This window comes from Flavobacterium ammonificans, assembly GCF_020886115.1.
Classification (GTDB): Bacteria; Bacteroidota; Bacteroidia; order Flavobacteriales; family Flavobacteriaceae; genus Flavobacterium; species Flavobacterium ammonificans.
Genome location: NZ_AP025185.1, coordinates 950,718 through 977,142, shown reverse-complemented (window position 1 = coordinate 977,142; position 26,425 = coordinate 950,718). Strand labels below are relative to the sequence as shown.

29 protein-coding genes and 1 tRNA gene are annotated in these 26,425 nt (G+C 34.8%); 7 read left to right on the top strand and 23 right to left on the bottom strand.

Features of this window, described 5'->3' with window-relative positions:
* Positions 1 to 4 precede the first annotated feature (4 nt).
* On the bottom strand, positions 5 to 352 hold the full coding sequence (locus LPC20_RS04135; RefSeq protein ID WP_229318204.1) for an RNA recognition motif domain-containing protein: 348 nt from the start codon (positions 350 to 352) through the stop codon (positions 5 to 7).
* Between the two features lie 240 nt (positions 353 to 592).
* Between LPC20_RS04135 and LPC20_RS04130 the strand changes: the two genes are divergently transcribed.
* The 5 genes from LPC20_RS04130 to LPC20_RS04110 all read left to right on the top strand — a co-directional run bounded on the left by LPC20_RS04130 (position 593) and on the right by LPC20_RS04110 (position 4,728).
* On the top strand, positions 593 to 1,252 hold the full coding sequence (locus LPC20_RS04130) for a 30S ribosomal protein S16 (protein WP_229326755.1): 660 nt from the start codon (positions 593 to 595) through the stop codon (positions 1,250 to 1,252).
* A 15-nt stretch (positions 1,253 to 1,267) separates the two neighbouring features.
* Complete coding sequence (gene rimM / locus LPC20_RS04125) at positions 1,268 to 1,792, top strand: ribosome maturation factor RimM (protein ID WP_229326753.1); 525 nt, start codon at positions 1,268 to 1,270, stop codon at positions 1,790 to 1,792.
* A gap of 143 nt (positions 1,793 to 1,935) precedes the next feature.
* A complete protein-coding gene (locus LPC20_RS04120; protein WP_229326751.1) occupies positions 1,936 to 2,598 on the top strand; it encodes a tRNA1(Val) (adenine(37)-N6)-methyltransferase in 663 nt (220 codons plus the stop codon).
* A 78-nt stretch (positions 2,599 to 2,676) separates the two neighbouring features.
* Complete coding sequence (locus LPC20_RS04115) at positions 2,677 to 3,855, top strand: acyl-CoA dehydrogenase family protein (protein WP_229326749.1); 1,179 nt, start codon at positions 2,677 to 2,679, stop codon at positions 3,853 to 3,855.
* 90 nt (positions 3,856 to 3,945) lie between these two features.
* Positions 3,946 to 4,728 (top strand): DUF3050 domain-containing protein, encoded by a 783-nt coding sequence (locus tag LPC20_RS04110; protein ID WP_229326747.1) that lies wholly within the window; start codon positions 3,946 to 3,948, stop codon positions 4,726 to 4,728.
* A gap of 52 nt (positions 4,729 to 4,780) precedes the next feature.
* On the opposite strand, the gene LPC20_RS04105 is transcribed toward LPC20_RS04110, so the two are convergent.
* The 20 genes from LPC20_RS04105 to LPC20_RS04010 all read right to left on the bottom strand — a co-directional run bounded on the left by LPC20_RS04105 (position 4,781) and on the right by LPC20_RS04010 (position 23,000).
* On the bottom strand, positions 4,781 to 5,098 hold the full coding sequence (locus LPC20_RS04105; RefSeq protein WP_229326745.1) for a 2Fe-2S iron-sulfur cluster-binding protein: 318 nt from the start codon (positions 5,096 to 5,098) through the stop codon (positions 4,781 to 4,783).
* Positions 5,099 to 5,144: 46 nt separating this feature from the next.
* Positions 5,145 to 5,384, bottom strand: a complete 240-nt coding sequence (locus tag LPC20_RS04100) for a NifU family protein (RefSeq protein ID WP_229326743.1) — start codon at positions 5,382 to 5,384, stop codon at positions 5,145 to 5,147.
* Positions 5,385 to 5,393: 9 nt separating this feature from the next.
* Positions 5,394 to 6,521, bottom strand: coding sequence for an Mrp/NBP35 family ATP-binding protein (locus LPC20_RS04095; protein WP_229326741.1), 1,128 nt, complete (start codon positions 6,519 to 6,521; stop codon positions 5,394 to 5,396).
* Between the two features lie 154 nt (positions 6,522 to 6,675).
* The gene (locus LPC20_RS04090; protein WP_229326739.1) at positions 6,676 to 7,026 is read right to left on the bottom strand and encodes an MGMT family protein; all 351 of its coding nucleotides are present in this window, start codon (positions 7,024 to 7,026) and stop codon (positions 6,676 to 6,678) included.
* Between the two features lie 7 nt (positions 7,027 to 7,033).
* Positions 7,034 to 7,669, bottom strand: a complete 636-nt coding sequence (locus LPC20_RS04085; protein WP_229326737.1) for a LysE family transporter — start codon at positions 7,667 to 7,669, stop codon at positions 7,034 to 7,036.
* A 61-nt stretch (positions 7,670 to 7,730) separates the two neighbouring features.
* The gene (trmB, locus tag LPC20_RS04080; RefSeq protein ID WP_229326735.1) at positions 7,731 to 8,405 is read right to left on the bottom strand and encodes a tRNA (guanosine(46)-N7)-methyltransferase TrmB; all 675 of its coding nucleotides are present in this window, start codon (positions 8,403 to 8,405) and stop codon (positions 7,731 to 7,733) included.
* Positions 8,406 to 8,497: 92 nt separating this feature from the next.
* Positions 8,498 to 9,001, bottom strand: a complete 504-nt coding sequence (locus tag LPC20_RS04075) for a nuclear transport factor 2 family protein (RefSeq protein WP_229326733.1) — start codon at positions 8,999 to 9,001, stop codon at positions 8,498 to 8,500.
* Positions 9,002 to 9,139: 138 nt separating this feature from the next.
* Positions 9,140 to 10,129 carry an aspartate-semialdehyde dehydrogenase gene (locus tag LPC20_RS04070; RefSeq protein WP_229326731.1) on the bottom strand — a complete coding sequence of 330 codons (990 nt, stop codon included), beginning with the start codon at positions 10,127 to 10,129 and terminating at the stop codon, positions 9,140 to 9,142.
* A 109-nt stretch (positions 10,130 to 10,238) separates the two neighbouring features.
* Positions 10,239 to 10,676, bottom strand: a complete 438-nt coding sequence (gene mscL, locus LPC20_RS04065) for a large-conductance mechanosensitive channel protein MscL (RefSeq protein WP_229326729.1) — start codon at positions 10,674 to 10,676, stop codon at positions 10,239 to 10,241.
* 19 nt (positions 10,677 to 10,695) lie between these two features.
* On the bottom strand, positions 10,696 to 13,140 hold the full coding sequence (locus LPC20_RS04060; protein WP_229326727.1) for a bifunctional UDP-N-acetylmuramoyl-tripeptide:D-alanyl-D-alanine ligase/alanine racemase: 2,445 nt from the start codon (positions 13,138 to 13,140) through the stop codon (positions 10,696 to 10,698).
* Positions 13,141 to 13,209: 69 nt separating this feature from the next.
* Entirely contained in the window at positions 13,210 to 13,935 is a 726-nt protein-coding gene (locus LPC20_RS04055; protein WP_229326725.1) for a porin family protein, read from the bottom strand.
* A gap of 106 nt (positions 13,936 to 14,041) precedes the next feature.
* Positions 14,042 to 14,128, bottom strand: a tRNA-Ser gene (locus LPC20_RS04050).
* 53 nt (positions 14,129 to 14,181) lie between these two features.
* Entirely contained in the window at positions 14,182 to 15,213 is a 1,032-nt protein-coding gene (locus tag LPC20_RS04045) for an asparaginase (RefSeq protein ID WP_229326723.1), read from the bottom strand.
* The gene (locus LPC20_RS04040; RefSeq protein ID WP_229326721.1) at positions 15,203 to 16,339 is read right to left on the bottom strand and encodes a 1-acyl-sn-glycerol-3-phosphate acyltransferase; all 1,137 of its coding nucleotides are present in this window, start codon (positions 16,337 to 16,339) and stop codon (positions 15,203 to 15,205) included. Before LPC20_RS04040 ends, LPC20_RS04045 begins: the two co-directional genes overlap by 11 nt.
* A 63-nt stretch (positions 16,340 to 16,402) precedes the next feature.
* Entirely contained in the window at positions 16,403 to 17,170 is a 768-nt protein-coding gene (locus LPC20_RS04035) for a TatD family hydrolase (protein WP_229326719.1), read from the bottom strand.
* Between the two features lie 19 nt (positions 17,171 to 17,189).
* Positions 17,190 to 18,404, bottom strand: coding sequence for a TCR/Tet family MFS transporter (locus LPC20_RS04030; protein WP_229326717.1), 1,215 nt, complete (start codon positions 18,402 to 18,404; stop codon positions 17,190 to 17,192).
* Between the two features lie 118 nt (positions 18,405 to 18,522).
* A complete protein-coding gene (odhB, locus tag LPC20_RS04025; protein WP_229326715.1) occupies positions 18,523 to 19,743 on the bottom strand; it encodes a 2-oxoglutarate dehydrogenase complex dihydrolipoyllysine-residue succinyltransferase in 1,221 nt (406 codons plus the stop codon).
* A 33-nt stretch (positions 19,744 to 19,776) separates the two neighbouring features.
* Complete coding sequence (locus LPC20_RS04020; protein WP_229326713.1) at positions 19,777 to 20,013, bottom strand: DUF2442 domain-containing protein; 237 nt, start codon at positions 20,011 to 20,013, stop codon at positions 19,777 to 19,779.
* Entirely contained in the window at positions 19,994 to 20,227 is a 234-nt protein-coding gene (locus LPC20_RS04015; RefSeq protein WP_229326711.1) for a DUF4160 domain-containing protein, read from the bottom strand. Before LPC20_RS04015 ends, LPC20_RS04020 begins: the two co-directional genes overlap by 20 nt.
* Before the next feature lies 1 nt (position 20,228).
* Positions 20,229 to 23,000, bottom strand: a complete 2,772-nt coding sequence (locus LPC20_RS04010) for a 2-oxoglutarate dehydrogenase E1 component (RefSeq protein ID WP_229326709.1) — start codon at positions 22,998 to 23,000, stop codon at positions 20,229 to 20,231.
* 120 nt (positions 23,001 to 23,120) lie between these two features.
* Between LPC20_RS04010 and LPC20_RS04005 the strand changes: the two genes are divergently transcribed.
* Together LPC20_RS04005 and LPC20_RS04000 are read left to right on the top strand one after the other, a co-directional pair.
* The gene (locus LPC20_RS04005) at positions 23,121 to 23,669 is read left to right on the top strand and encodes a hypothetical protein (RefSeq protein ID WP_229326707.1); all 549 of its coding nucleotides are present in this window, start codon (positions 23,121 to 23,123) and stop codon (positions 23,667 to 23,669) included.
* 55 nt (positions 23,670 to 23,724) lie between these two features.
* A complete protein-coding gene (locus tag LPC20_RS04000) occupies positions 23,725 to 25,059 on the top strand; it encodes an alkaline phosphatase D family protein (RefSeq protein ID WP_229326705.1) in 1,335 nt (444 codons plus the stop codon).
* A gap of 1 nt (position 25,060) precedes the next feature.
* On the opposite strand, the gene LPC20_RS03995 is transcribed toward LPC20_RS04000, so the two are convergent.
* The gene (locus LPC20_RS03995; protein WP_229326703.1) at positions 25,061 to 25,420 is read right to left on the bottom strand and encodes a hypothetical protein; all 360 of its coding nucleotides are present in this window, start codon (positions 25,418 to 25,420) and stop codon (positions 25,061 to 25,063) included.
* Entirely contained in the window at positions 25,413 to 26,387 is a 975-nt protein-coding gene (locus LPC20_RS03990) for a polyprenyl synthetase family protein (protein ID WP_229326701.1), read from the bottom strand. The genes LPC20_RS03995 and LPC20_RS03990 overlap by 8 nt, the downstream gene beginning before the upstream one ends.
* Between the last annotated feature and the right edge of the window lie 38 nt (positions 26,388 to 26,425).

Below are 26,425 nucleotides of genomic sequence, written 5' to 3'. Positions count from 1 at the left end.
AATATTAATATCCTCCTCTACCTCCACGGTCTCCACCGCCACGGTTGTTTCCGTAACCTCCGCGTGAATCTCCACCACGGTTGTTGTTAAAACTTCTTCTTTCGCCTTCTGGTTTAGGCTCAGATTTGTTTACTACGATTGAACGTCCTTGAACAGTAGCACCATTCAATTCGTCAATTGCTTTTTGAGCTTCCTCATCGCTTGGCATTTCAACAAAACCAAAACCTTTACTTCTACCAGTAAACTTATCAGTAATAATTTTTACTGAATCTACTGCTCCGTAAGCCTCGAAAGACTCTCTTAAATCTGCTTCCTCAATACTGAATGGAAGACTTCCCACAAAAATGTTCATATAAACTTATTTAATTAAGCGACAAATGTAGTCTTAATATATCCTAATCTACTATGATTGCACTTATTTATGATATAATTATCAAAAAACGTCCTTAAGGTCAATGAATTAGACCTAATAACAGTTGCACATTTATAAATTAATAAATATAGAATTCGAATTAGCATTTTTAAATAAAAAATGTATCTTTGCACCCTTAATTAACCGAGGTCGAGTACCTCAAAATTTAATCATAAGATTATGTCAGTAAAAATTAGATTACAAAGACACGGTAAAAAACAAAAACCGTTTTACTGGGTAGTAGCAGCTGATGCTCGCTCAAAAAGAGATGGTAAATACTTAGAGAAAATCGGTACTTACAATCCAAACACTAACCCTGCAACTATCGAATTAAACTTGGATAGCGCTGTAAAATGGTTGCACAATGGTGCACAACCAACAGATACTGCAAAAGCAATTCTTTCTTACAAAGGTGCTTTATTGAAACACCACCTTGATGGAGGTATTCGTAAAGGCGCTTTAACTCAGGAACAAGCTGATGCAAAATTAGCTGCTTGGTTAGAAGCAAAAGCTGGTAAAGTAAATGCTAAAAAAGATGGTTTATCAAAAGCGCAAGCAGATGTTAAAGCAAAAGCTTTAAAAGCAGAAAAAGAAGTAAATGCAAAACGTTTAGCTGCAGCGGCTCAAGCTGAAGCTGATGCTATTGCTGCTGCAACTCCTGCTGTTGAAGAAGAAGTTGTTGCTGAAGAAGAAGTAGCTGTTGAGGCTGCTGCTGAAGAAGTTGTTGAAGCTCCTGCTGAGGAAGTAGCTGTTGAAGCTGTTGCCGAAGAAGTTGTTGAAACTCCTGCTGAAGAAGCTCCTGCTGCTGAAGAAGAAAATAACGAAACAACTGAAGCATAAATTCTCTAAGCGACAATGCGTAAAGAAGATTGTTTCTATTTAGGTAAAATCGCTAAAAAATTTAGTTTCAAGGGTGAAGTCTTAGCCTATTTAGACACAGACGAACCTGAGTTATACGAAAATTTGGAATCAGTGTTTGTTGAATGCAACAAACACTTGGTTCCTTTTTTTATTGAAACCTCCTCCCTACATAAAAACGACTTTCTTAGAGTTCGTTTTGAAGATGTAACTACAGAAGAAGAGGCCGAAGCCCTTTTAGGCAATGACCTATACCTCCCATTAAGTATGTTACCTAAATTAAGTGGTAATAAATTTTATTTTCACGAAGTAATAGGTTTTGAAGTAGAAGACCAACGCCTTGGTGTAGTTGGAAAAATTCAATCCGTTAACGATTCAACTGCACAACCTCTTTTTGAAGTACTCAACGGTGCTGTTGAAATTTTAATTCCAATGATTGACCATTTCTTGGTGAAAATTGATCGCGAGAATAAAAAAGTCGTAATGAATTTGCCAGAAGGTTTGATTGAGATGTACCTTTAAGCCGTTTTTAGATTCGCTGCGCTTTTAGATTAATAGAAACGTCTGCGACTTTAGAAAAAATCTGAGTTATCTAATATTCTAAAAAATCTAAGTTGTCTAAATTCCAGTTCAAACAATTCTCACTCGAGCAAGATCAATGTGCTATGAAAATTGGCACTGATGGTGTATTACTAGGCGCTTGGGCTCCAATTTTACACAATCCATATAGCATTTTAGACATCGGAACTGGAACTGGAATTATTGCTTTGATGCTAGCACAACGCTCTAATGCAGCCCAAATTGACGCTTTAGAAATAGAAGAAAACGCATACGAACAAGCCACAGATAATTTTGAAAATTCGCCTTGGAACGATCGCTTATTTTGTTTTCATGCAGGCTTAGACGAATTCATGGAAGAGCCGGAAGACGAGTATGATTTAATTGTATCTAATCCGCCGTTTTATGCTGAAGATTATAAAACAAATGACGAACAACGTGATTTAGCGCGCTTTCAAGACGCACTTCCTTTCGAGGATTTAATTGAAGCCGCTGATTTATTATTATCCGAAAACGGAATTTTGGCCGTTATTATACCTTATAAAGAAGAAGAACGATTTTTAGCTATCGCCAAGGAATTTGAATTGTATCCAATAAAAATCACACGCGTTAAAGGAACCCCAACTACTGAAATCAAACGTAGTTTATTGGCTTTTAAACGTTTTGAATTACCTACTTTACACTCAGACGAGTTAATCATCGAAACAGCCCGCCATCAATACACCCCAGAATACATCGAACTGACAAAAGAGTTTTATTTAAAAATGTAGTTTCGTGAAATTATAACATTTTATTTTTATTTTGTTATATTACTTTGTGTAAATTTGTTTTCATAAAAACCGAATATAATGAAGCCAGACTTATTTCAAGCACCTGATTATTACAATTTAGATGATTTATTGACTGAGGAACACAAATTAGTTCGTGACTCTGCTAGAGCATGGGTAAAACGAGAAGTTTCCCCAATTATTGAAGATTATGCACAACGTGCAGAGTTCCCAAAACAAATCATTAAAGGTCTAGGTGAAATTGGTGGATTTGGCCCTTATATTCCTGAAGAATATGGCGGAGCAGGATTAGATCAAATATCCTACGGACTCATTATGCAAGAAATAGAACGCGGTGACTCTGGAGTTCGTTCCACTTCATCAGTGCAGTCGTCATTAGTGATGTACCCTATTTGGAAATACGGAAACGAGGAACAACGTCAAAAATATTTACCTAAACTAGCAACAGGTGAATTAATGGGATGTTTTGGTTTGACTGAACCCGACCATGGTTCAAATCCTGGCGGAATGACGACCAACTTTAAGGACAAAGGCGACCATTATTTATTAAATGGTGCCAAAATGTGGATTTCTAATGCCCCGTTTGCAGATATTGCTGTGGTTTGGGCTAAAAATGAAGAAGGTCGTATTCATGGGTTAATTGTTGAACGCGGTATGGAAGGTTTTACAACTCCTGAAACACATAACAAATGGTCTCTTCGTGCATCTTCTACTGGTGAATTGATTTTTGACAATGTAAAAGTTCCTAAAGAGAACCTACTGCCTAATAAATCAGGATTGGGAGCTCCGCTTGGCTGTTTGGATTCTGCACGTTATGGAATCGCATGGGGAGCTATTGGAGCTGCAATGGATTGTTATGATACAGCTTTGCGATATGCTAAAGAAAGAATTCAGTTTGACAAACCCATTGCCGGAACTCAATTACAACAAAAAAAATTAGCCGAAATGATTACAGAAATCACTAAAGCTCAGTTGCTAACCTGGCGTTTAGGTGTGCTAAAAAACGAAGGAAAAGCTACTACCGCTCAGATTTCAATGGCAAAAAGGAATAATGTTGAAATGGCTATTCAAATTGCGCGCGATGCGCGACAAATGCTAGGTGGAATGGGAATCACAGGCGAATATTCTATAATGCGTCACATGATGAACTTGGAATCGGTTGTTACCTATGAAGGGACGCACGATATTCATTTACTAATTACAGGTATGGATATTACAGGAATTTCGGCATTCAAATAAGAACAAACAGTTATTAAAGTATTCATAAAATCGATAGTAAAAGCTTCTTGTAAATAAGAAGCTTTCTTACTTTTACAAAAAATTAGAAAAATGAATATTGAAACTATAAACAATAGCATTCAGTCTCAAAAAGAAACTTTACTTCAACACTCTCTCTACAATAAAGTACAAACTCTAGAGGATTTACATCATTTTTTAGAAAATCATGTGTATGCCGTATGGGATTTTATGTCTTTATTGAAAGCCTTACAATCTAAGTTAACTTGCACAACAACTCCATGGTTTCCAACAGCCAACACCCAAACTCGTTATTTGATTAATGAAATTGTGGTAGCCGAAGAGAGTGATTTAACTTTAGATGGCCGTCGCCAAAGTCATTTTGAAATGTACTTAGAAGCTATGCAAGATTGCGGAGCGAATACTAAAGAAATTGAAGATTTTTTAACTAATCTCAGTTCCTTAAACAATATTTTTGTTGCCATTAAAACAAGTAATTTACATCCTAATATAAAAGCGTTTTTAGATTTTACATTCAGAGTTATTGAAGAAGGTAAAGCTCATGAAATTGTAGCAGCATTCACATTTGGAAGAGAAGATTTAATTCCGAGTATGTTTACTGCTATTTTGAAAAACTTTCAAGCGAATTTCCCTGAAACTGATTTGAAAAAACTAATTTACTATTTTGAACGACATATTGAATTAGATGCTGATGAACATGGACCTATGGCTATGGGAATGGTAACTGAATTGTGTGGCAATGATGCTAAAAAATGGAATGAAGTAGAAAAGATTTCCATATTAGCTCTAGAAAAACGCATCGGCCTTTGGGATGCTATTGAAGAAAGTTTATCACTAAAAACTGAAATGGCCTAATTTAGAAATTTTCAAAACACAAAAAAGCGAGAAAAAATTCTCGCTTTTTTTATTAATTTTCAGGAGCTAATTCTAATTCTAATCCATCTAAATCTTCGGTTATGGGTATTTGACATCCTAAACGACTATTTGACTTTACATAAAAAGCTTCAGATAACATAGCTTCTTCATCTTCTCCTTTTTCTGGCAAAGACACATCGTTTAGTACATAACATTGACAAGAAGCACACATCGCCATTCCTCCACAAGTTCCTTCAACTGGAAGCTCATAGGCTTTACACAATTCCATGATATTCATCGCCATATCTGTTGGCGCCTGCAATTCATGGACCACTCCTTCTCTGTCTTTAATTTTAATTAAAACGTCCATTTGTAATTTATTCTTTAGTTGTATTTATTGTTATCAAAAAAGCAAGCTAAAGTACATTTATGACTGTTTCAATTTGAGGCGCGTATTTTTTTATGGTAGTTTCAACACCCGCTTTTAATGTCATCTGATTGACACTACAGCTTGTACATGCCCCTTCAAGACGAACTTTTACATGCTTATCATCTTCAATTTCTACCAATGAAATGTCTCCACCATCCGAATTCAAAAAAGGTCTAATTTCCTCTAGGGCTTTTAGCACATTCGCCAATACTTCTTCTGTTGTCATATCTTTAAATTATTTTTTAACTGCTGAACAACCTGCCATAGTTGTAATTTTTATTGCTTCAGTCGCTGGTAAACTTTCGTTTCTAGCAACCGTTTGTTGCACAACATTACGAGTAATTTCTTGGAAAACTGCTTCGATCACTGAACCTTCTTGCATCGCGGCAGGGCGACCATAGTCTCCTGCTTCACGAATAGATTGAACAATTGGCACTTCTCCAAGGAACGGAACATTCAAGTCTGCAGCTAGGTTTTTAGCTCCTTCTTGTCCAAAAATATAGTATTTATTATTAGGTAATTCCTCCGGTGTGAAATAGGCCATATTTTCGATAATTCCTAAAACTGGAACATTGATTGCTTCTGATAAAAACATGGAAACTCCTTTTTTGGCATCCGCCAAAGCTACAGCTTGAGGCGTACTTACAACAACAGCGCCTGTTATTGGGAGCGATTGCATGATGGAGAGGTGAATATCACCTGTTCCAGGAGGTAAATCAATTAAAAGAAAGTCTAATTCACCCCAATTAGCATCAAAAATCATTTGATTCAATGCTTTAGCTGCCATTGGTCCACGCCAAATAACTGCTTGACTTGGAGAGGTAAAAAATCCTATTGATAAAATCTTTACTTCGTAACTTTCAATTGGTTTCATCTTAGATTTACCATCTACCTCAATAGAAATTGGTTTCTCATTTTCTACATCAAACATAATAGGCATCGACGGACCATAAATATCAGCATCTAAAACCCCGACCGAAAATCCCATTCTAGCTAAAGAAACAGCTAAATTAGCTGTAGTTGTAGACTTCCCTACACCTCCTTTGCCAGAAGCGACTGCAATAATATTTTTAATTCCAGGAATCGCTTTGCCTTTTATTTCAGGTTTATCCGCTACTTCTACTTTACTATTCACCTTCACCTTAGCGTCAGGCGAAATCAAATCATGAATTGTTTTTTTGATATCGTCTTCAGCTCTTTTTTTAATGTGCATTGCTGGGGTGTGCAAAACTAAATCTACCACCACTTCATCGCCAAAAGTAATTACATTAGCTACTGCACCACTTTCCACCATATTTTTCCCTTCTCCAGCAATTGAAATAGTTTCTAATGCTTTAAGGATCTCTTTTCTATCTAATTTCATTTTCTTTTTTATTAAAAATACTTCGTCTTAGCAAATGGGTTATATTCCTTTTATTTAAACTGAATATGAATTGCAAATATAGCAGATTCTATTCGTAATTCCGTGTTTTTAGATTGGATTTATTGATATGAAAATCAATACTTATTATTTGATTTTAAATTGTAAAATCAGAAGAATTATCTGTTATTGGCTCCCAGAAATGACTTTCAAAATCAACAATTTGATTGTCTTTAATTTCAATTCCTTCATTTTCGAGCAATTGCTGCATTAAATTGGTTCCGTCAAAATGTAATTTACCCGTAAGCAATCCTTTTCTATTTACAACACGATGGGCTGGAACATCATCTAAATGGTGCGATGCATTCATAGCCCAACCAACCATACGAGCAGAACGGGCTGTGCCTAAAGCTTTAGCAATGGCTCCATAAGAAGTTACTTTCCCATAAGGGATTTGCCTTACAATATCGTAAACGCGTTGGAAAAAATTATCGTTTGACTTAGTCATACACTAGTTAAGTCCAATAATATTGAACAATATTGAATAATGCTATAATTGCAACTACAGCAGTTATACTTCCGATAATTTTATTCATGTTTTTCATGAAAAAATCAGTTTTCGTTTCAATTTTTACAAAAAACAGAATGTAACTGTAAAAAACTAGAATAGATCCAAGAATTGCACCAAAAACAAAAATTAGTATGGAAAGAGGTTCAAAAATAAACCAATTTAAAGAAGCTAACCAAAGACTTACTACAACATAATATGGGATTGGAAAAAAATTCAATGCCGATAACAACATCCCTAAAAAAAAACGAGTAGAAGTTCGTTGTTTAATCACCTTACCTTTTATTTTTTTCGGTGGCGAAGCAATCCATAGAAAGTAGACCGCTAAAATTGAAAAAATAACAGCGCCTATTTCTCTAAACAAAAGACCAACTTCTGGACGGGCTCCAATAAATTGAGCAAATAAAATTGCAAGTGAAACTTGGACGAAAATTACAATTACTGCTCCAAAAACAAACCAAAGAGCAGCATTCTTACCTTCTTTACTATTTACTTTAGCCACAGTCATATTGATTAATCCAGGTGGAAGAATCCCTATTACCGCACTGATAAACCCAAAAAATAAAGTGGAAATTATAGTCATATAGCCTTTGTTTCAGTACCAATGTGTTGCTTTTACTCCAAATCCTGAAACTGAAACGACACTATTTAATTTTAAATCTAATATACGTAATTGCTTTGTTAATTTCTAAATATTGTTTCTCATAAAATGTTTGAAAAGCAGTAACCTCTTCTGGACTTCCTTCATTTGTATATACATTATGATTAGCATATACCACTTCATGACCTTCTCCATGCAATAATCCAAGGGTGTATCCGTGCATGAATTCACTATCGGTTTTTAAGTTCATCACACCGTCTTTCTTCAATATTTTTTTATACAACTTCAAAAACTCTGAATTAGTCATTCGGTGCTTCGTGCGTTTGTATTTTATTTGTGGATCAGGGAACGTAATCCAAATTTCATCTACTTCATTTTCAGCAAAAATATGATTAATGAGTTCGATTTGAGTTCGAATAAAAGCAACATTATGCATCCCCGTTTCAACAGCTGTTTTAGCCCCACGCCAAAAACGCGCGCCTTTAATGTCAATTCCAATAAAATTTTTATTTGGATATCTTTCGGCTAGACCTACAGAGTATTCTCCTTTTCCACAGCCCAACTCTAAAACGATTGGATTGTCATTTTTAAAAAAATCTGAATTCCATTTGCCCTTTAACGGAAATAAATCACCTACAACTTCTTCTCTTGTTGGCTGAAAAACATTGTTAAACGTCTCGTTTTCCTTGAACCTTTTTAATTTGTTTTTACTTCCCACTTTATTTAAAATATTTTGGCAAAATTAAGGAAATATATAGGATAAAAGTAGGCTTCATTAGAATTATCTTAGAGAAAAGATAGTTTAAAATGTTATGATTTAGATCGAAGACGTGTTATTATGGGCTGTTCAATAGGAGACTTAATTGTTATTACTGATTTACTAGTCTCATTTGGGATAGTCATTGATAAAACATAATGTTTAATTTTCCATCGGCCTCCCGTTTTAACAAGTACTCCTGAACCTCTACAAATTTTCATTTGTGTATCCAATAATTCATCAAACCAAGCGGTATTTCCTGTTGAATCAAAATAAATATGTCTCTCTAAAGTAGTAAAAGACCAAGCCTTTCCTTTATCAAAATGAGGTTTGGCATAGTTTTCAAATTCTTGTTTATTCCAATATTCAGTAGCGTCAGTCCCAATAAAAATTGCATCATCTGCCATTACATCAAAGTATTTTTTGAAATTAGCTTCTGAAGCTGCTTTGTGCCATAAATCCACTAATTGGTTAACATCATTTTTTTGCGATTCATTTTGAGCAAAAAAAGATAAAGAATAAAAATTCAATAGTCCAAAGAATATATATTTCTTCATATTGGTATAAAATAATAGTTATTGTGGTTCTGTAAAACTATAAAAATGAGAGCAATAATTACTAAAATTAAGAGAGAAACATAAAAAAAGCCATTTACTTTCAATGAGTAAATGGCTTTTTAATAAATATAAATTCAACTATACTAGTTTAGCTGCAATCAAATACTCTGCAATTTGAATGGTGTTTGTAGCAGCTCCTTTTCTTAAATTATCTGCTACAACCCACATATTGATTGTGTTGGGTTGGCTTTCGTCACGGCGAATTCTACCTACAAAAACTTCGTTTTTACCTTCGGCATAACGCGGCATTGGATAAGTAAACGTATCCAAATTATCTTGAACCACTACACCATCTGTTTGACTCAAAATAGTTCGCACTTCATTTACATCAAAATCATTAGTAAACTCAACATTTAAAGCTTCACTGTGCCCACCAACAACAGGAACACGAACAGCGGTTGCGGTCACTGCTATGGAATTATCACTTAAGATTTTCTTCGTTTCGTTCACTAATTTCATTTCCTCTTTAGTGTAACCATTGTCCTCAAAACTATCACACTGTGGAATACAATTTCGGTTGATTTTATATTTGTATACCATATCTCCCTCGATACCAGCACATTCGTTTTCGAATTGTTGTACGGCTTTTACTCCCGTTCCTGTAATGGATTGATACGTTGAAACAATGATACGTTTGATATTGTATTTTTTATGTAAAGGTGCTAAAGCCAATACCATCTGGATTGTTGAACAGTTGGGATTAGCAATAATTTTATCTTCAGCTGTTAATTCTCCTGCATTGATTTCAGGCACAACTAATTTCTTAGTAGGATCCATTCTCCAAGCCGATGAATTATCAATCACGGTAGTTCCTACAGCAGCAAATTTTGGAGCCCATTCTAACGACGTGCTTCCACCAGCAGAAAATAAAGCAATATCTGCTTTCATATCAACCGCTGTTTGTAAACCCACTACTTTGTACTTAGTTCCTTTGAAATCAATTTCTTTACCCACTGATTTTTCAGAAGCCACAGGAATTAACTCCGATACCGGAAAATTTCTTTCTGCTAAAACTTTTAACATTATTTCGCCAACCATTCCGGTAGCTCCTACTACTGCTATTCTCATTGTATATAATTAGAGTTGAATTGTAATTTTATTGGACAAAAATAACCAATAAAGAGTTTGGAACAAGTGTGTTCACAAAAAATAACAAATTGTTAAATTTATAACATTTTTATTTGTTTTTCAACAAATCGCGGATTTCAGTAAGTAATTGTTCTTGCGTAGGGCCGCTTGTCTCTTTAGGAACTTCATTTTTAATGATTTTTTGTTGGGCTTTTTCGTAGGCTTTTAAAACTATAAAAATACAAAAACCGATAATTACGAAATCAAAAACAGTTTGAATAAAAGCTCCGTAATTAAGAGTAACCTCAGCAATAGCTGGCGCTTTTTGAATACCATTCTCAGTTACCGCAGGAACACCGTCTTGAAGTATTAATTTTAAATTCTTGAAATCTACCTTTCCTAAAAGCAGCCCGATAGGAGGCATTAAAACATCATTTGTAAATGAGGTAACTATTTTTCCAAAAGCACCTCCAACAATTACCGCAGTGGCTAGATTAACTATCTCGCCTTTCATTAAAAAGGCTTTAAAATCTGTAAAAAATCCCATAAATAATTACTATAAAATCTTATTCTCTATAAAAAATACGTTTCACACGTTGTGAAATACTGGTTAAAATTTCATACGGAATCGTATGTGTTTTTTGTGCTATCTCAATTACCGTTGGAGAATCTCCAAAAATAATAACCGGATCACCTTCAACACAATTAATTCCAGTAACATTAACCATCAACATGTCCATACATATACTACCTATAATTGCTGCTTTTTGTTTGTTTATCGAAACATAGCCTACTTCATTTCCCCATAACCTGGAGATTCCATCAGCATATCCAATAGGGATCGTGGCTACATCTGTTGAGCAATTAGCAACAAATCTCCTTCCGTACCCTACACTTTCACCTTCTGAAATTGTTCTAATCTGTGAAATGACTGATTTTAAAGTACTAACATTTTCTAACTGTTTTTGTTCTTCCTGATCGTTAGAAATTCCGTACAATCCAATCCCTAACCGAACCATATCATATTGCCCGTGAGTAAAATTACTTATCCCAGAAGTGTTTAGAATATGACGAATAGGTTGAATATCTAATTCAACCATCAATTGTTGAGATAAGATTTCAAATAACTTAATTTGATGTAATGAAAAATCAAGGTGTTCGACTGCATCACTCGTGGCCATGTGCGATAAAATACTTTTGACAATTACATGTTGATTTCCTTTCAAGGCAGCAATTAACTCTTCAATAGTGTTGGATTCAAAGCCCAAACGATGCATGCCTGTATCCAACTTGATATGAATAGGAAAATGTCTTAAGTTTTTTTGTTCTGCAAGTTTAAGAAAAGCATTAAGCCCTTTCAAACTGTATATTTCTGGTTCTAATTGATATTGAATGATTGCCTCAAAACTGGTTGTTTCTGGATTCAAAACCATAATTGGCAATTGAATTCCTGCATTTTTTAATGCAATACCCTCGTCTGCAAATGCAACTCCCAAATAATCAACACAATGATGCTCTAATAATTTAGCTATCTCTACTCCGCCATTGCCATAACTAAAAGCCTTTACCATTACCATCATTTTGGTTTCTGGCTTCAATTTTGATTTATAAAAACTTAAATTATTGCTAATCGCATTCAAATTCACTTCTAGTACCGTCTCATGCGTTTTTTCTTCAAAAGCAGTAACAATTTCTTCAAAATGGAAACTTCTAGCACCTTTTATCAGAATCGTTTCATTTCGTAAATTATCACTATCAAATTGTTCAATAAACTCATGAGTGGTGGCATAAGTTGAGCAATTAACAAACTTGTGTTTGAACTCCGAAATTGTTTTTCCAATTCCGATTACCCTATTTATTTTATTAGCAATAATTAATTGTGACACTTTAGAATACAACTCCTCATTAGACAGTCCACTCTGAAAAATATCAGAAAGTATAACTGTCTTTTTTTTGTGATGCTTTTGACTTTCTAAAAAATCTAATGCTATTTTTAAAGACTGAAAATCGGAACTATAACTATCATCAATAAGGGTAGTTCCGTTAATTCCATTCTTTAGTTTAAGTCGCATTTCTACAGGATAAAGCAATCGTATTCTACTCTCAATAATTAAAGGATCATAGTTAAAATATAACAATACCATCACGCAGTGAATCGCATTCTCAATAGAAGCATTGTCTTGAAAAGGTATGGTAAAATCGAAACTGTTTAATTTATACTTTACCTGAAATTGAGTGTTTTCGATTCCACTAATTTTTTGGATAAAAACGTCTGCTTCTTTATCATTAAAACTCCAAGAAAAAGTATTCAACCTAGGATTTAAGAAAGCATCAATTGTTTTGTTTTTATTATATATTAATGTGTTGCAATTACTAAACAATCTAAGCTTCTCTTTAATTTTTTCTCCTATGGAAGCAAATCCCTCATCATGTGCAGATCCTATATTAGTTAAGATACCAATCGTTGGACGAATAATATCTTGTAACTTTTCCATTTCAGCTACTGTGGAAATACCTGCTTCAAAAATCCCTAAATTGTGCTGGCTATTAATCCCTAAAATTGAGAGCGGAACTCCAATTTGAGAATTATAACTTTTGGGACTTCTTATGATATTAAAATCTGGGCTTAATAGAAAGTTAAGCCATTCTTTAACTATCGTTTTTCCGTTACTTCCAGTAATGCCAATTATTGGAAAATCATATTGACTTCGATAGCTAATTGCTAATTGTTGTAAGGCGATTAAAGTATCCTTGACTACTAAAAAGTTAGCTTTACCAAGGCAATTTTCAGGTATGTGATTGACTACAAAATAACGAACTCCTTGACGAATCAAATCCTCAATGTAATGATGAGCATCGTTATTTGGCCCTACAAGTGCAAAAAACAAACTTGTAGCGCTATTTTGCAATGACCGACTGTCTATCGATATAGAATCAATCGTGTAATCACTACAATCTCCAATGAATTGGGCATTGAGATTTGAAATGCTATTTTGGATGGATATTTTCATGTATCAAATTAAGAAACTCAGGTCTTAGTGAATCAAAAATAGTACTTCTTTTCGAATTCGAGCTTTATACTATAAAATATAAAAGACCAACCCTATATTTAATGACCTTGCATTAATTGGATTGCCTGCAATTTGAGCTGTTTTAAACAAAGAATTCAAACCGTACTGAATGTATAAATTAGCACTACCATATCCTGCTGCAGCAAATAATCCGTACTGGATTTTGTTGAAGTCAGGATTGTTATTAATGACTACATCACCCAAATTACTAGTAAATACAGACCTGTCAAATACCAAATAACTTAGTTTTAGTCCTGCATGAATGCGAAAAAAAGTATGATTTTGAAAAGTAGAACCCCTCCATCTCAACTCTATAGGAACATCTAAAAATAATTGTGAAAACTTATTGTTAGAATATTTTGACGGATCACTCAATAAAGAATAAGAGGGTATTCCGTTACTGGTTGATATGCCAATATTTTGATTGTAATTATTAAAAGTCAGACCTAATCCTGGTGCAATAGCTAAATTTCTTTTTGCATTTATTGGCATGTCTCTCAAAAATCCGGCAGTTAAACCGGCAGCAAATTTATCATTTGAAAAACCGACAGGTGTTTTGTTTAAAAGATTATAAGTAAGCCCGATAAAAAACTGATCTTCTCGGTACAACGAATCGATTTTAGTTTCAGAGATGATTTCTGATTTTTGAATCTCCTGACCAAAAATAGGAATACAATACAGTAAAAATAATTGGAAAACCAAAATCGATTTTACATAGCTATTCATTTCTTTCATAGGGTTTGTATTAATTATTCCTAATAACAAAGATACCGTTTTGAAGGTTGAAAATTATCTAAATTAAAACAAAAAAACCCAAGATCGCTCTTGAGTTTTAATTTTGCAGAGAGGATGGGATTCGAACCCACGATACAGTTACCCATATACAAACTTTCCAGGCTTGCTCCTTCAACCACTCGGACACCTCTCTAATTGGGATTGCAAATAACTTAAAAAAAAATGAGGTATAAAAATGAAACTAGACTATTCTTGAATTTCACCACGCAATGGTGTTTCAAATCTATTTCTGAAATTAGACGGTGGTGTATTTTGTCCTAATAAATACATCAATTTTGTAATAGCCGCTTCAGTAGTCATGTCTTTCCCTGATATAACGCCAATTTCAAGTAAAGCGGCACTGGTTTCATATTGTCCCATTCTAACACTTCCGCCTGAACATTGCGTTATATTAATTATATGAATTCCATTCAGAATTGCTTTTTTCAAAACCAATAAGAACCATTCGTCAGTAGGAGCATTGCCAGACCCATAGGTTTCCAAAACGATTCCTCTTAAATTAGGAATTGCCACGACAGCATCAATTAATTGTTCGCTGATTCCAGGAAACAATTTTAGAATAATAACATTGGTGTCTAATTCTTTATGAACCTGCAATCTCGTATCCACGTTTAAAGACAAAAACAAGTCCGAATTAATTTTGAGATGCACTCCTGATTCTATTAAAAAAGGATAATTGGGCGAGGTGAATGCTTTGAAATGTTCGGCATTGATTTTAGTAGTTCTATTGCCACGATACAATTTGTATTCAAAATACAAACATACCTCTTTCACTAATGCTTCACCATTTTCCCGCAAAGAGGCAATTTGAATAGCAGTAATTAAATTTTCTTTAGCGTCGGTACGTAAATCTCCTATGGGCAATTGAGACCCAGTAAAAATAATTGGCTTGCCTAAATTTTCCATCATAAAACTCAAAGCCGAGGCGCTATAAGACATCGTATCTGATCCGTGTAGCACTACAAACCCATCAAATGAATTATAATTTTCTTCTATAATAGTAGCGAGTTTCACCCATTTCTCCGGATTCATATTGGAAGAATCAATTGGATTTTCAAAAGAAATGGTTTCGATTTCGCAGTCCAATAATTTAAGCTCAGGAATGCGTTGCAACAATTTACTAAAATTGAACGCTTTTAAAGAACCTGTTACGAAGTCCTTTTTCATACCGATAGTCCCTCCGGTATAAATCAACAGTATTTTTGCTTTAGAAAGCATTGGTATATTTTAATTTATTAACAACCGGATTCGCATACATAGCTAAAAATCCATCTATTGCAACCGGATTGTCAGTTCCAATTCGAATTTCTAAACGGCGCTCAAAAAGAGATTTCTCAGATTCCGTATACAAATGAGAAAAGGCATTCGATTTATTCACAATATCGTAAGCAATAAAATTAGTGGGCCACAACTTATAATTACTCAAAATAGCATCATCAATTTCTTGTGCTAGTGCCTGAATTTGTTTGTTTGACGAATCATTTTCTGTTATAATTCGGTCAATTTCTGTGTCCAATACTTTTCCGATATGCAAATGGATGCGTTTCTTTTGCCCCATTACACCACTCATAATCGTATTAAAATCTTCATTCTTAGATTTCACATAGACTTCATTATTGGCTTCCGCCAAAAGTTGAGGCATTTTTAAAACGTCTGTTGGGTCGTATTCGTAAGAAATAGAAACAGGAACAATTTTAATTTTTTTGAAGTACTTCATTACATCGGCTTCGTCTGATGCCATTCCAATCATTTTTAAAACTCCTGGGTTGGTTTCGTCATTTCCGTCTTTGGTTCGACCTTCTCGCTGCGCAATCCAAACCGAACGATTTTCGTGCAACAACAACTGACCCATATATTCTGACAATAATTTAGAACTCTGCAACATCTCTCTTGGCGACAAACCTCTTAAAACTAAAAAGTTGCGATTCAATCGCGCCAAAGTTTTGATAAATGATTTCTTTACTAAATTATCTCCGATGGCTGAGGCCGTCATCAAATGGCCATTTTGAAACAAAGAGGCGTTTAACAGTGTAGTATCTAAAAGAATGTCTCGATGATTCGAAATAAACAAATAGGAATTATTTTTTTCTAAATGCTCAAATCCAGAAGTAGTAAGTCCGTCGGAACTATTTTCAAGAATTTTTTGAACTGTTTGATAAATAAAATTACACTGAAAATCTCGTATGGAGTGGGTTTTTTTCAATTGCTCTTTCCATACCTCATCCTCCACATCAGGGAAAGTAAAATTCATCAACGCCTTCATCATCGGATGGGGAATTACACTTTGTAAAGCCTCATTTACTTCCGTTTCATAAAAAGGGCGTATTGCGTCAAACTTTTGCATTTTGAAATCATTTTATTGAGAACAAAAGAACAAAAAAAATATCAAACTAAGTCTGATTCTGAGTTAAATCCCAAAAATAGCTTTGGAATTTTCAGTCGTGATACGTGCAATTTCTGATAACGGCATGTTGTATAATTCCGCTAATTTTTGAGCGACCAAAACAGCATAACTACTTTCATTGCGTTTGCCTCGATGCGGTACAGGAGCTAAATAAGGTGAATCCGTTTCAAGTACTATGTGTTCTAATTCGATTTGATTTAAAAACTGATCAATTTTACCATTTTTGAATGTCGCAACGCCTCCAATTCCTAATTTTAATCCAAACGAAATAGCTCTTTTGGCTTGTTCCAAATCGCCCGAGAAACAATGAAAAATTCCAAATAATTCAGGAGATTTCTCTAATTCCAACACTTCGAAAACTTCGTCAAAAGCATCTCTGCAATGAATATTAATGGCTAATTTATGTTGTTTTGCCAATTGTATTTGGCGTTGGAAAGCGGTTTTTTGGATAGCTAAAGTTGTTTTGTCCCAGTACAAGTCAATCCCAATTTCGCCAATAGCATAGAATTTATGAAGAGCTAATTGTGCTTCTACATGAGCCAATTCGTCCAAATAATTATCTTTTACATAACAAGGATGCAAACCAATCATCAGACGCACATTGTCTGGAAATTGCGCTTCCAAATCATACATTTTTTGCGTTCCAGAACTATCAATTGAAGGAATAAAAAATCGAGAAACTCCAGCCGCAATTGCGCGCTGAATCGTCTCCGTTCTGTCTTGGTCAAATTCTTCTGAACACAAATGGGTATGGGTATCTGTAATAATCATGAATTGGAATTTATAAAATTTAGTCGCGCTTTTTAAAAGATAAATAGGCAATAATTGTACTCAATAACATCAAAATACTTGCTAAAACAAATGGCGCTCCAGGAAATTTAAATGGAGCTTCGTTATGAGTAAAGTAATAAAAAACAGTAGACATCATTGGGGGTCCAATAATTGCCGAAGCACTCATTAAACTCGACATTGTTCCTTGGATTTCGCCTTGCTCATTGGCAGGGACTTGTTCTGAAATTACGGCTTGCATAGCAGGTCCGGCGATTCCTCCCAAACAATACGGAATTAAAAAGACAAACATCATCCAGCTTTCGGTAGCAGTGGCAAATAAAAACATACCTAAAGTATATAAAGCCATTCCTACATAAATACTCTTTTCATTTCCTAATTTTGGATTAATCCAGCGTATCAGACCACCTTGAACTAGCCCTACTAACAGTCCAATTACACCTAACGATATTCCTACCATTTTTTCGTCCCAATTGAATTGATACATGGTAAAGAAACTCCAATTACTATGCACTGCGTGAGACGCAACATACAATAAGAAAGTAGCTATTACTAAACCAATTAACTTAGGGTATTTTTTTAAATGCAATAAAGCACCAATAGGATTGGCTCTTTTGATATCAAATTCTCTTCTATTTTCTTTAACCAATGATTCAGGTAAAATAAAGTAACCGTACAAAAAGTTTAATAAACAAAGACCTGCTGCAGCATAAAACGGAACCCTGGCGCCAAATTGTCCTAACAAACCTCCAATAACAGGTCCAATAATAAATCCTAATCCAAATGCCGCACCTATCATCCCAAAGTTTTTCGCTCTGTTTTCTGGTGTGCTCACATCGGCAATATAAGCAGTTGCTGTTGAAATACTTGCTCCTGTTAGTCCAGCAATAATTCGTCCTACAAATAACCATTCAATTGTTGGCGCAAAAGCCAATAACAAATAATCCAATGAAAACGCAAACAGCGAAATCAAAATGATAGGTCTTCGCCCAAATTTATCACTCAAATTACCTACTAATGGCGCAAACAAAAACTGAGTTATCGCATAAGCAAATGTCAACCAACCTCCAATTTTGGCTGCTTCACTAATATCACCATGAATCAATTCTTTGATCAATTTAGGGATAACTGGGATAATGATTCCCCAACCCGTAATATCGATTAACATGGTAATGAAGATAAACCCTATTGCGGCCGACTTTTTATTGGATGACATAGTTTGATTTTTAGGTTTGGCAAATAAACGAAAAATCCTAAACTCTTTAGAGAGTTTAGGATTTAGATTCTGAAACAAGTTCAGAATGACAATTATTTAGACTGATCTTATCGAAGTCTTACAATTCAAATGCTTTTTTAGGATTGTTATCGCAAAGCAATTCTACTGGATTTTCAAGCGCTTCTTTTACTGCTACTAAGAATCCAACAGACTCACGACCATCAATAATTCTGTGGTCATATGAAAGTGCCACATACATCATTGGATGAATCTCTACTTTACCATTTACAGCAATTGGACGCTCAATAATGTTGTGCATTCCTAAAATTCCTGATTGTGGTGGGTTGATAATTGGTGTAGACAACATACTTCCAAAAACACCTCCATTAGTAATAGTGAATGTTCCTCCTGTCATATCATCAACTGTGATTTGCCCGTCACGTGCTTTGATTGCCAAACGTTTGATTTCAGCTTCTACTCCACGGAAAGTTAAGTTTTCTGCATTACGAACTACCGGTACCATTAATCCTTTTGGACCAGAAACTGCGATAGAAATATCACAGAAATCATAAGCCACTTTATAATCTCCATCCATCATAGAGTTTACATCTGGATACAATTGTAACGCTCTTGTAACTGCTTTTGTAAAGAAAGACATATATCCTAAACCAACACCAGCGTGTTTTGCTTTGAATTCATCTTTGTATTCGTTACGCAAATTATTTATTGGTGTCATGTTCACTTCATTGAAAGTAGTCAACATAGCCGTATCATTTTTAGCAGCTACTAAACGTTCCGCTACTTTACGACGCAACATCGATAATTTAATTCTTTCAGTACCACGAGAACCTCCTGTTGGAGTTCCCATTGAAGGTACTGCGTTCACAGCATCTTCTTTAGTGATACGTCCATCTTTTCCTGTTCCAACAATGTCAGAAGGTTGGATGTTTTTTTCGTCTAATATTTTACGTGCCGCTGGCGAAGGCGCTTGAGCAGCATAAGTTGCTGCTGGAGCTGGAGCCGCTTTTGGCGCTTCTGCTTTCTTTTCTTCAGCTTTTGGTGCTTCCGCAACTGGAGCTGGAGCTGAACCAGATGGTTTTGCCGCAGCTGTATCAATCAAACAAACTACCGCACCTACAGCAACTGCATCTCCTTCTTCAGCTTTAAGTGTAATGACACCACTTGCTTCTGCTGGCAATTCTAAAGTTGCTTTGTCTGAATCTACTTCAGCAATGGCTTGGTCTTTTTCTACATAATCGCCATCTTTTACTAACCAAGTTGCGATTTCTACTTCTTTGATTGATTCCCCAGGTGAAGGGACTTTCATTTCTAAAATCATCGTTTGTAACTTTATATTGTTATTGTTCTAATATTATTCTAATAAATTTTCTACTGAAATGTCTTCATCAATTTCCGACCAATGAATTCCTTCTCCTTTTCCAATAAGCCTCCATTTACTTAATTGTTCAGAAGTAGCTTTTCTTAATCTTGGAAACCATTCAAGAGGTATTGACAATTCTCTTCCGTCTTCTAAAAAAACAATCATTTTTGAATCTTCAAAAGCTATATCAACTGCGTTTTTTGACTTGTTAATTGTTAAAATACTCATCCCATTTTTTAATTAATAGTTCTTGATTTTCTTCGACTAAAATACGTATTTGCTTTAATTCATTTGGATTAAATCCAAAAGACTTTACTAATTCAGCATTTTCAAGATAAAACTTTGCTGTTTTATCTCCAATTTCAATATGAATGTGTTTTGGCAAATGTTCATTACTATAAAAGAAAAATCTAAATCCGTTTATGTAAAAAACAGTTGGCATTTTATCTAAATAAATTCTTGTCAAAAACCATTCTAATGGCATCAGCATGACGTCTTCTATCTCTAGTGTGACTTCCTGAAGCTGGTGCTGCATAATTTTTCAATGAGGCTAAACGCCAAGGAACCAAATCAAAGTTCACTAACATATAACTGTAAGCTCCCATGTTTTTAGGCTCTTCTTGTGCCCAAACGTAATCATCTGCATTTGGATAGCTCGCAATAATCGCTTTCAATTGTTCTGTTGGCAACGGAAATAATTGCTCAATTCGAACCAAAGCTACATCATTTCGTTCTAGTTTTTCTCTTTCAGCTACTATATCATAGTAAAATTTACCAGTACAGAAAACTACTGTTTTTACTTTTGATTTATCTACTGATGTATCGTCAATTGTCTCTTGGAAACTTCCGTTTGCCAATTCCTCTTGAGTAGAAATACATAATGGGTGACGCAATAAACTCTTTGGAGAAAAAACCACCAAAGGTTTACGGAATTTCGTTTTCATTTGTCTTCTCATCAAGTGGAAGAAGTTGGCTGGTGTAGTACAATCAGCTACATACATATTATGACGAGCACACAATTGTAAATAACGTTCCATTCTTGCCGAAGAGTGCTCAGCACCTTGTCCTTCGTAACCGTGTGGCAATAATAGTACGATACCATTTTGGTTGTTCCATTTATCTTCTCCACAAGAAATATATTGGTCAATCATAATTTGGCAACCGTTTGAGAAATCTCCAAATTGCGCTTCCCAAATCGTTAAAGCATTTGGGTTAGCCAAAGCATATCCGTAATCAAATCCTAAAACACCATATTCTGAAAGGAACGAGTTAAAGGCATTGAACTGTCCTTTTTTATCTTTCACTGAATTTAAAAGAACTACTTCTTCTTCGCTATCTTCTACTTTTACCACAGCATGACGATGAGAGAACGTTCCTCTTTCTACGTCTTGTCCTGACAAACGAACATCGTATCCTTCTTGTAACAACGAACCGTAAGCCAAAGCTTCGGCAGTACCCCAATCGATTTGATTGTTGTCGTACATTGTTTTTCTATCGGTTACAATCTTAGAAATTTTGTTGATGAATTTTTTATCCGATGGTAATGTGGAAATTGTTTCTAAAATACCGTCTAATTTTTTCTTGTCGTAAGTAGTGTCTACTTTTTGCAACATCACGTCATCAGACACTTGAACAAATCCTTGCCACTCATCTTGCATAAATGGCTTAATTATAGTCAAATCTTTCTTGCGCGATTCTTGTAAATTTTCGTCCAATTTCGCTTTGTAATCACTTTCAATTTTGTTTACATAGGCTTGATCAATAATTCCGTCAACAATCAATTTTTCAGCATAAATATCTCTTGGATTTTTATGACGCGCAATGATTTTGTATAAAACGGGTTGCGTAAAACGAGGCTCATCCCCTTCGTTATGCCCGTATTTTCTATATCCTAAAAGGTCGATGAACACATCGCCACCAAAAGTCATTCTATAGTCAAGTGCAAACAACATAGCGTGCACTACCGCCTCAGTATCATCTGCATTCACGTGTAATACTGGTGAAAGAGTAACTTTAGCTACATCCGTACAATAAGTCGATGAACGTGCATCTTGGTAATTGGTAGTAAAACCAACTTGGTTATTTATCACTAAATGAATCGTTCCACCCGTTTTGTAACCGTCTAGTTGTGCCATTTGAACAATTTCGTACACAATCCCTTGTCCTGCTACCGCAGCATCACCGTGAACGGCAATTGGCAATACTTTTGAGAAATCGTCTGGAAAATATTTGTCTTGTTTAGCACGCGCAATTCCTTCAATAACTGCCCCAACAGTCTCTAAGTGAGACGGGTTTGGCGCTAAATTAATATTGATTGATTTGCCTGATTTAGTTTTTCTTTCAGAAGTTAATCCTAAATGGTATTTAACGTCACCGTCAAAATATTCTTGATCGTAATCTTTTCCGTCAAATTCAGAGAAAATGTCTTGAGTGGCTTTGCCGAAGATATTGGCTAAGATATTTAACCTCCCACGGTGGGCCATCCCCATTACAAATTGCTCTACTCCTTTTTCGGCAGCAGCTTCAATTAAAGCATCAAGAGCTGGAATAATACTTTCTCCTCCTTCTAATGAGAAACGTTTTTGACCAACATATTTGGTATGCAAGAAATTTTCAAAAGAAACTGCTTCATTTAATTTATCTAGAATATTTTTCTTTTGTTCAACATTAAAATGGGGTAAGTTTTCATTAATATTCAATCGATCTTGAATCCATTGTACTACTTCTGGCTTACGAATGTACATGTATTCCACACCAATAGATTGACAATAAATATTTTCGAGATGACGAATAATTTCTTTAAGCGAAGTCGGTTGTTTTCCTAAAATTTTAGCTGCATCAAACACCGTTTCTAAATCGGCCGCAGCCAATCCAAAATTTTCAATATCTAAATTAGGAGAATAGGTTCTTCTATCACGAACAGGATTTGTTTTAGTAAACAAATGCCCACGAGTTCGATATCCGTCAATTAATTTAATTACGTTGAATTCTTTCAGTAATTTCTCAGAAACGGTTCCATTAGAAACAGAATTAGAAGCGAAAGAAGTCATTTGATCAATGACATTTTCCTCATTATAGGTTGCCATTCCAAAATCAAAACCTTGGAAAAAACTTCTCCAACTTGGTTCAACACTATCAGGGTTATCTAAATATTGATCGTATAATTGAGCGAAAAATTCGGTATGAGCTGCGTTTAAAAAGGAAAACCTATCCATAATTATTGATTAATATGCTTTTTGTTTATTTTGTTGACAAAAGTACAATAAACCAATCTATTTAATCCTATTATTTATCTACTTTTACGTTAAATTTTGTTAAAAATACCGAAAAAAATTATGCGCAAAATTAATTTTAGCCAGGTTATCAAATTAAATTCAATTGTAATTTTGTTTGTTTTAATCGGATTTGATTATGGCTACTCGCAAACGATTGCGAATAAAACTCCTACTATGTTCTGGGAAAAAGTCCAGTTTGGCGGTGGTTTTGGATTGAATTTAGGATCAGGTTACACAGAAATAGCTGTTGCTCCAAGCGCAATTTATCCTTTAAACCGTTATATAAGTATTGGTTCTGGGCTGATTGGAAGTTATACCCGATTAAAAAATCAATACAGTTCTTCTATTTATGGCGTGAGTGCAATTAGCTTATTTAATCCAATTGAAAAAATTCAACTTTCTCTTGAGCTGGAACAAATTAGAGTCAATACAACATCATCATTTATTTCAAATCAAGAATCAAGAAAATATTGGAATACTGGTCTGTATGTTGGAGCCGGATATCGCAATGGAAATGTAACCCTTGGAGCTCGATACAACTTATTATTTGACAAAAATGAAAGTACATACAGCGATGCGCTTATGCCATTCATTCGTTTTTATTTTTAAATTAATTACCTTTATTTGACCCGTAAATACTACTTTAGCACTCAATAAATACATTATGAAAAATATCTTTCTTTCCCTTTTAATTAGCTTTTCATTCTTTGGATATTCTCAAAAAACTCTTTTGCAGTCCGGTCCAATGGTGGGTTATTGCGAAATGACTGAAGCCGTTATTTGGGCACAAACTTCAAAAGAGGCAGATGTTCGAGTTGATTATTATGCAAAAGACAAACCGGCAGAAGTTTTTTCATCGAAGACGTATAAATCATCAGAGAATAATTATTTTACCAATCATATTGTACTAACGCAATTGCAACAAGGCAAAGAATACCATTACGATTTATTGATTAATAATCAAAAAATTGCGTTGCCTTATGACACTTCATTTTCATCAAAAAAATTATGGCAATGGCGCGAAAAAGCGCCTGATTTTACGATTGCTTTAGGAAGTTGCTCTTACATTAGTGAAGAAGCATTAGATAGACCAGGAAAACCTTATGGTTCTAACTATTCGATTTTTGAAAGTATTGCTAAAAAAAATCCAGATATAATGCTATGGGGAGGAGACAATGTGTATTTACGAGAAGCGGACTGGGATAGTAAATCCGGAATTTATCATCGTTACACACATTCAAGAGCATTAAAAGAAATGCAACCTTTGCTTGCAAGTACACAAAACATAGCCATTTGGGACGACCACGATTTTGGACCAGATGATAGTGATCGTAGTTTTTACAACAAATACATTACCCAACAAGCATTCAAAGATTTTTGGGCCAATAAATCTTACGGGATGGATGCCGAGCAAAAAGAAGGCATTTTCTCGAGCTATAATTGGAGTGATGCCGAACTTTTTTTGTTAGATAATCGTTTTTTCAAATCGCCGAACAAACGTTTAACTGGAGAAAAAACTATGCTTGGATCAGCACAAATCAAATGGCTAATTGACGCCTTAACCTATTCAAAAGCGAGTTTTAAAATCATAGTTATTGGCGGACAAGTTTTAAATACCGAAGCTGTTTTTGAAAACTATGAAAACTACAAATCTGAAAAAGACTTTTTGTTAAGCGAGATTTTGGCGAACCAAATAAAAGGAGTTGTATTTATTTCTGGAGACAGGCATTTTACAGAATTATCCATCTTAAAAAGACCTAACACTTATCCATTGTACGATTGGACGGTTTCACCTTTAACCTCTGGGCATGGAAACGTTGAAAGAATAACTAAAGAACCTAACACTAATAGAGTGCCTGGCAGCTTATTTGCGCAACATGTTTTTGGGACTTTGTCTTTTTCTGGCGAAAAAGAAACCCGCCAAATGAAAATGAGTTTGTTTGATAAAGACGGCGCTGAGTTGTGGAATAAAACAATCTTAAAATCAGAACTAGAATAGTTTAGTATTTATTTCGAAACCAGACTTTCATCCATTCGCGTTTCAATACCAAGAAAGCAACTTGCTTAGCTAATTCTGCAATGTCAGAACCATCCAATTTCTTTATTTGATCTTCTGGCACATCAACAATGTAAAGTAAGTTCAAGTATTCGGCGAACTTATACTGAATCAATCGATAGATTTTTTCGTGTAAAGCCGATTTTAGTTCTTCGGGTTGAATGTCCTGAGGTAAATCAATGGATTCGTTCGCTAAATTGAAATCTTTATTAATTTGCTCAATTAAGTTGAAGTACAAATTTTCGTTACTAGCTTCGGTAAGCAATACATCTGTATTTAATGGGGCGACGAAAGAACTAGACATTGCGATTCATTAAATTCTCCCCAAAAGACCTCAACATCGATTTCTTCTCTGAGCTAATATTCATTTTGTCTAAGGTTGCAAAAGCCATTAATGTATAATCTTGTATAGCTTGTTGCGTAGCCTTAGTAGCGCCAGTTGTATTAAAAATAGTTTTAACTTCCTCAATTTTAGTGGCATTTTCTTCTAGTGATACCGAAAACAATTGTAATAATTTAGCTTTCTCTTCGGCAGAAGCAAACTCAATTGCTTTTAAATACAAATAGGTTTTTTTATTCTCAATGATATCTCCACCTATTTGTTTTCCGAAGGTAGCAGGATTACCAAAAGCATCCAGATAATCATCTTGTAATTGGAAAGCCAAACCTAAATTCAGTCCGAAATCATAAATTAAATCGCCATTTTCAGCCGACGTTTCTGCTACAATAGCACCCATTTTCATAGCTGCCGCCACTAGAACTGCTGTTTTGTATTCGATCATTTTTAAATACTCCGGAATGGTAACATCTGAACGAGTTTCAAAATCAACATCCCATTGTTGACCTTCGCAAACTTCCAATGCCGTTTTACTAAACAACTTCGCTAATTCTCTGAAAATAAATGGTTCGTACTGCTCAAAATATTGGTAGGCCAAAATTAACATCGCATCCCCAGAAAGAATTCCAGTATTAATATTCCATTTTTCGTGTACTGTTATGTTTCCTCTTCGCAAAGGAGCATCGTCCATAATATCATCGTGAACTAAAGAAAAATTATGGAAAACCTCAACTGCTAAAGCTGCTGGTAGTGCTTTTACATAATTAGCATCAAAAATTTCAGCACTCATTAAAGTAAGTACTGGACGCATTTTTTTTCCTCCAAGTCCTAAAATGTATTGAATAGGCTCATACAAATTTTTAGGTTCTCGCTCCTGCTGTTGCGCATTTAGAAACTCCAAAACAAATTCTTGATACTGTTGAATAGAATGCATAGCTACTTTTATTCTGGTTAACAAAGCTCCAAAGATAC

What these genes read in the sequence shown, in the direction of transcription:
- LPC20_RS04135 (WP_229318204.1), bottom strand. Translation starts at nt 352, where the DNA reads ATGAACATTTTTGTGGGAAGTCTTCCATTCAGTATTGAGGAAGCAGAT.
- LPC20_RS04130 (WP_229326755.1), top strand. Translation starts at nt 593, where the DNA reads ATGTCAGTAAAAATTAGATTACAAAGACACGGTAAAAAACAAAAACCG.
- rimM (WP_229326753.1), top strand. Translation starts at nt 1,268, where the DNA reads ATGCGTAAAGAAGATTGTTTCTATTTAGGTAAAATCGCTAAAAAATTT.
- LPC20_RS04120 (WP_229326751.1), top strand. Translation starts at nt 1,936, where the DNA reads ATGAAAATTGGCACTGATGGTGTATTACTAGGCGCTTGGGCTCCAATT.
- LPC20_RS04115 (WP_229326749.1), top strand. Translation starts at nt 2,677, where the DNA reads ATGAAGCCAGACTTATTTCAAGCACCTGATTATTACAATTTAGATGAT.
- LPC20_RS04110 (WP_229326747.1), top strand. Translation starts at nt 3,946, where the DNA reads ATGAATATTGAAACTATAAACAATAGCATTCAGTCTCAAAAAGAAACT.
- LPC20_RS04105 (WP_229326745.1), bottom strand. Translation starts at nt 5,098, where the DNA reads ATGGACGTTTTAATTAAAATTAAAGACAGAGAAGGAGTGGTCCATGAA.
- LPC20_RS04100 (WP_229326743.1), bottom strand. Translation starts at nt 5,384, where the DNA reads ATGACAACAGAAGAAGTATTGGCGAATGTGCTAAAAGCCCTAGAGGAA.
- LPC20_RS04095 (WP_229326741.1), bottom strand. Translation starts at nt 6,521, where the DNA reads ATGAAATTAGATAGAAAAGAGATCCTTAAAGCATTAGAAACTATTTCA.
- LPC20_RS04090 (WP_229326739.1), bottom strand. Translation starts at nt 7,026, where the DNA reads ATGACTAAGTCAAACGATAATTTTTTCCAACGCGTTTACGATATTGTA.
- LPC20_RS04085 (WP_229326737.1), bottom strand. Translation starts at nt 7,669, where the DNA reads ATGACTATAATTTCCACTTTATTTTTTGGGTTTATCAGTGCGGTAATA.
- LPC20_RS04075 (WP_229326733.1), bottom strand. Translation starts at nt 9,001, where the DNA reads ATGAAGAAATATATATTCTTTGGACTATTGAATTTTTATTCTTTATCT.
- LPC20_RS04070 (WP_229326731.1), bottom strand. Translation starts at nt 10,129, where the DNA reads ATGAGAATAGCAGTAGTAGGAGCTACCGGAATGGTTGGCGAAATAATG.
- mscL (WP_229326729.1), bottom strand. Translation starts at nt 10,676, where the DNA reads ATGGGATTTTTTACAGATTTTAAAGCCTTTTTAATGAAAGGCGAGATA.
- LPC20_RS04060 (WP_229326727.1), bottom strand. Translation starts at nt 13,140, where the DNA reads ATGAAAATATCCATCCAAAATAGCATTTCAAATCTCAATGCCCAATTC.
- LPC20_RS04055 (WP_229326725.1), bottom strand. Translation starts at nt 13,935, where the DNA reads ATGAAAGAAATGAATAGCTATGTAAAATCGATTTTGGTTTTCCAATTA.
- LPC20_RS04045 (WP_229326723.1), bottom strand. Translation starts at nt 15,213, where the DNA reads ATGCTTTCTAAAGCAAAAATACTGTTGATTTATACCGGAGGGACTATC.
- LPC20_RS04040 (WP_229326721.1), bottom strand. Translation starts at nt 16,339, where the DNA reads ATGCAAAAGTTTGACGCAATACGCCCTTTTTATGAAACGGAAGTAAAT.
- LPC20_RS04035 (WP_229326719.1), bottom strand. Translation starts at nt 17,170, where the DNA reads ATGATTATTACAGATACCCATACCCATTTGTGTTCAGAAGAATTTGAC.
- LPC20_RS04030 (WP_229326717.1), bottom strand. Translation starts at nt 18,404, where the DNA reads ATGTCATCCAATAAAAAGTCGGCCGCAATAGGGTTTATCTTCATTACC.
- odhB (WP_229326715.1), bottom strand. Translation starts at nt 19,743, where the DNA reads ATGATTTTAGAAATGAAAGTCCCTTCACCTGGGGAATCAATCAAAGAA.
- LPC20_RS04020 (WP_229326713.1), bottom strand. Translation starts at nt 20,013, where the DNA reads ATGAGTATTTTAACAATTAACAAGTCAAAAAACGCAGTTGATATAGCT.
- LPC20_RS04015 (WP_229326711.1), bottom strand. Translation starts at nt 20,227, where the DNA reads ATGCCAACTGTTTTTTACATAAACGGATTTAGATTTTTCTTTTATAGT.
- LPC20_RS04010 (WP_229326709.1), bottom strand. Translation starts at nt 23,000, where the DNA reads ATGGATAGGTTTTCCTTTTTAAACGCAGCTCATACCGAATTTTTCGCT.
- LPC20_RS04005 (WP_229326707.1), top strand. Translation starts at nt 23,121, where the DNA reads ATGCGCAAAATTAATTTTAGCCAGGTTATCAAATTAAATTCAATTGTA.
- LPC20_RS04000 (WP_229326705.1), top strand. Translation starts at nt 23,725, where the DNA reads ATGAAAAATATCTTTCTTTCCCTTTTAATTAGCTTTTCATTCTTTGGA.
- LPC20_RS03995 (WP_229326703.1), bottom strand. Translation starts at nt 25,420, where the DNA reads ATGTCTAGTTCTTTCGTCGCCCCATTAAATACAGATGTATTGCTTACC.
- LPC20_RS03990 (WP_229326701.1), bottom strand. Translation starts at nt 26,387, where the DNA reads ATGCATTCTATTCAACAGTATCAAGAATTTGTTTTGGAGTTTCTAAAT.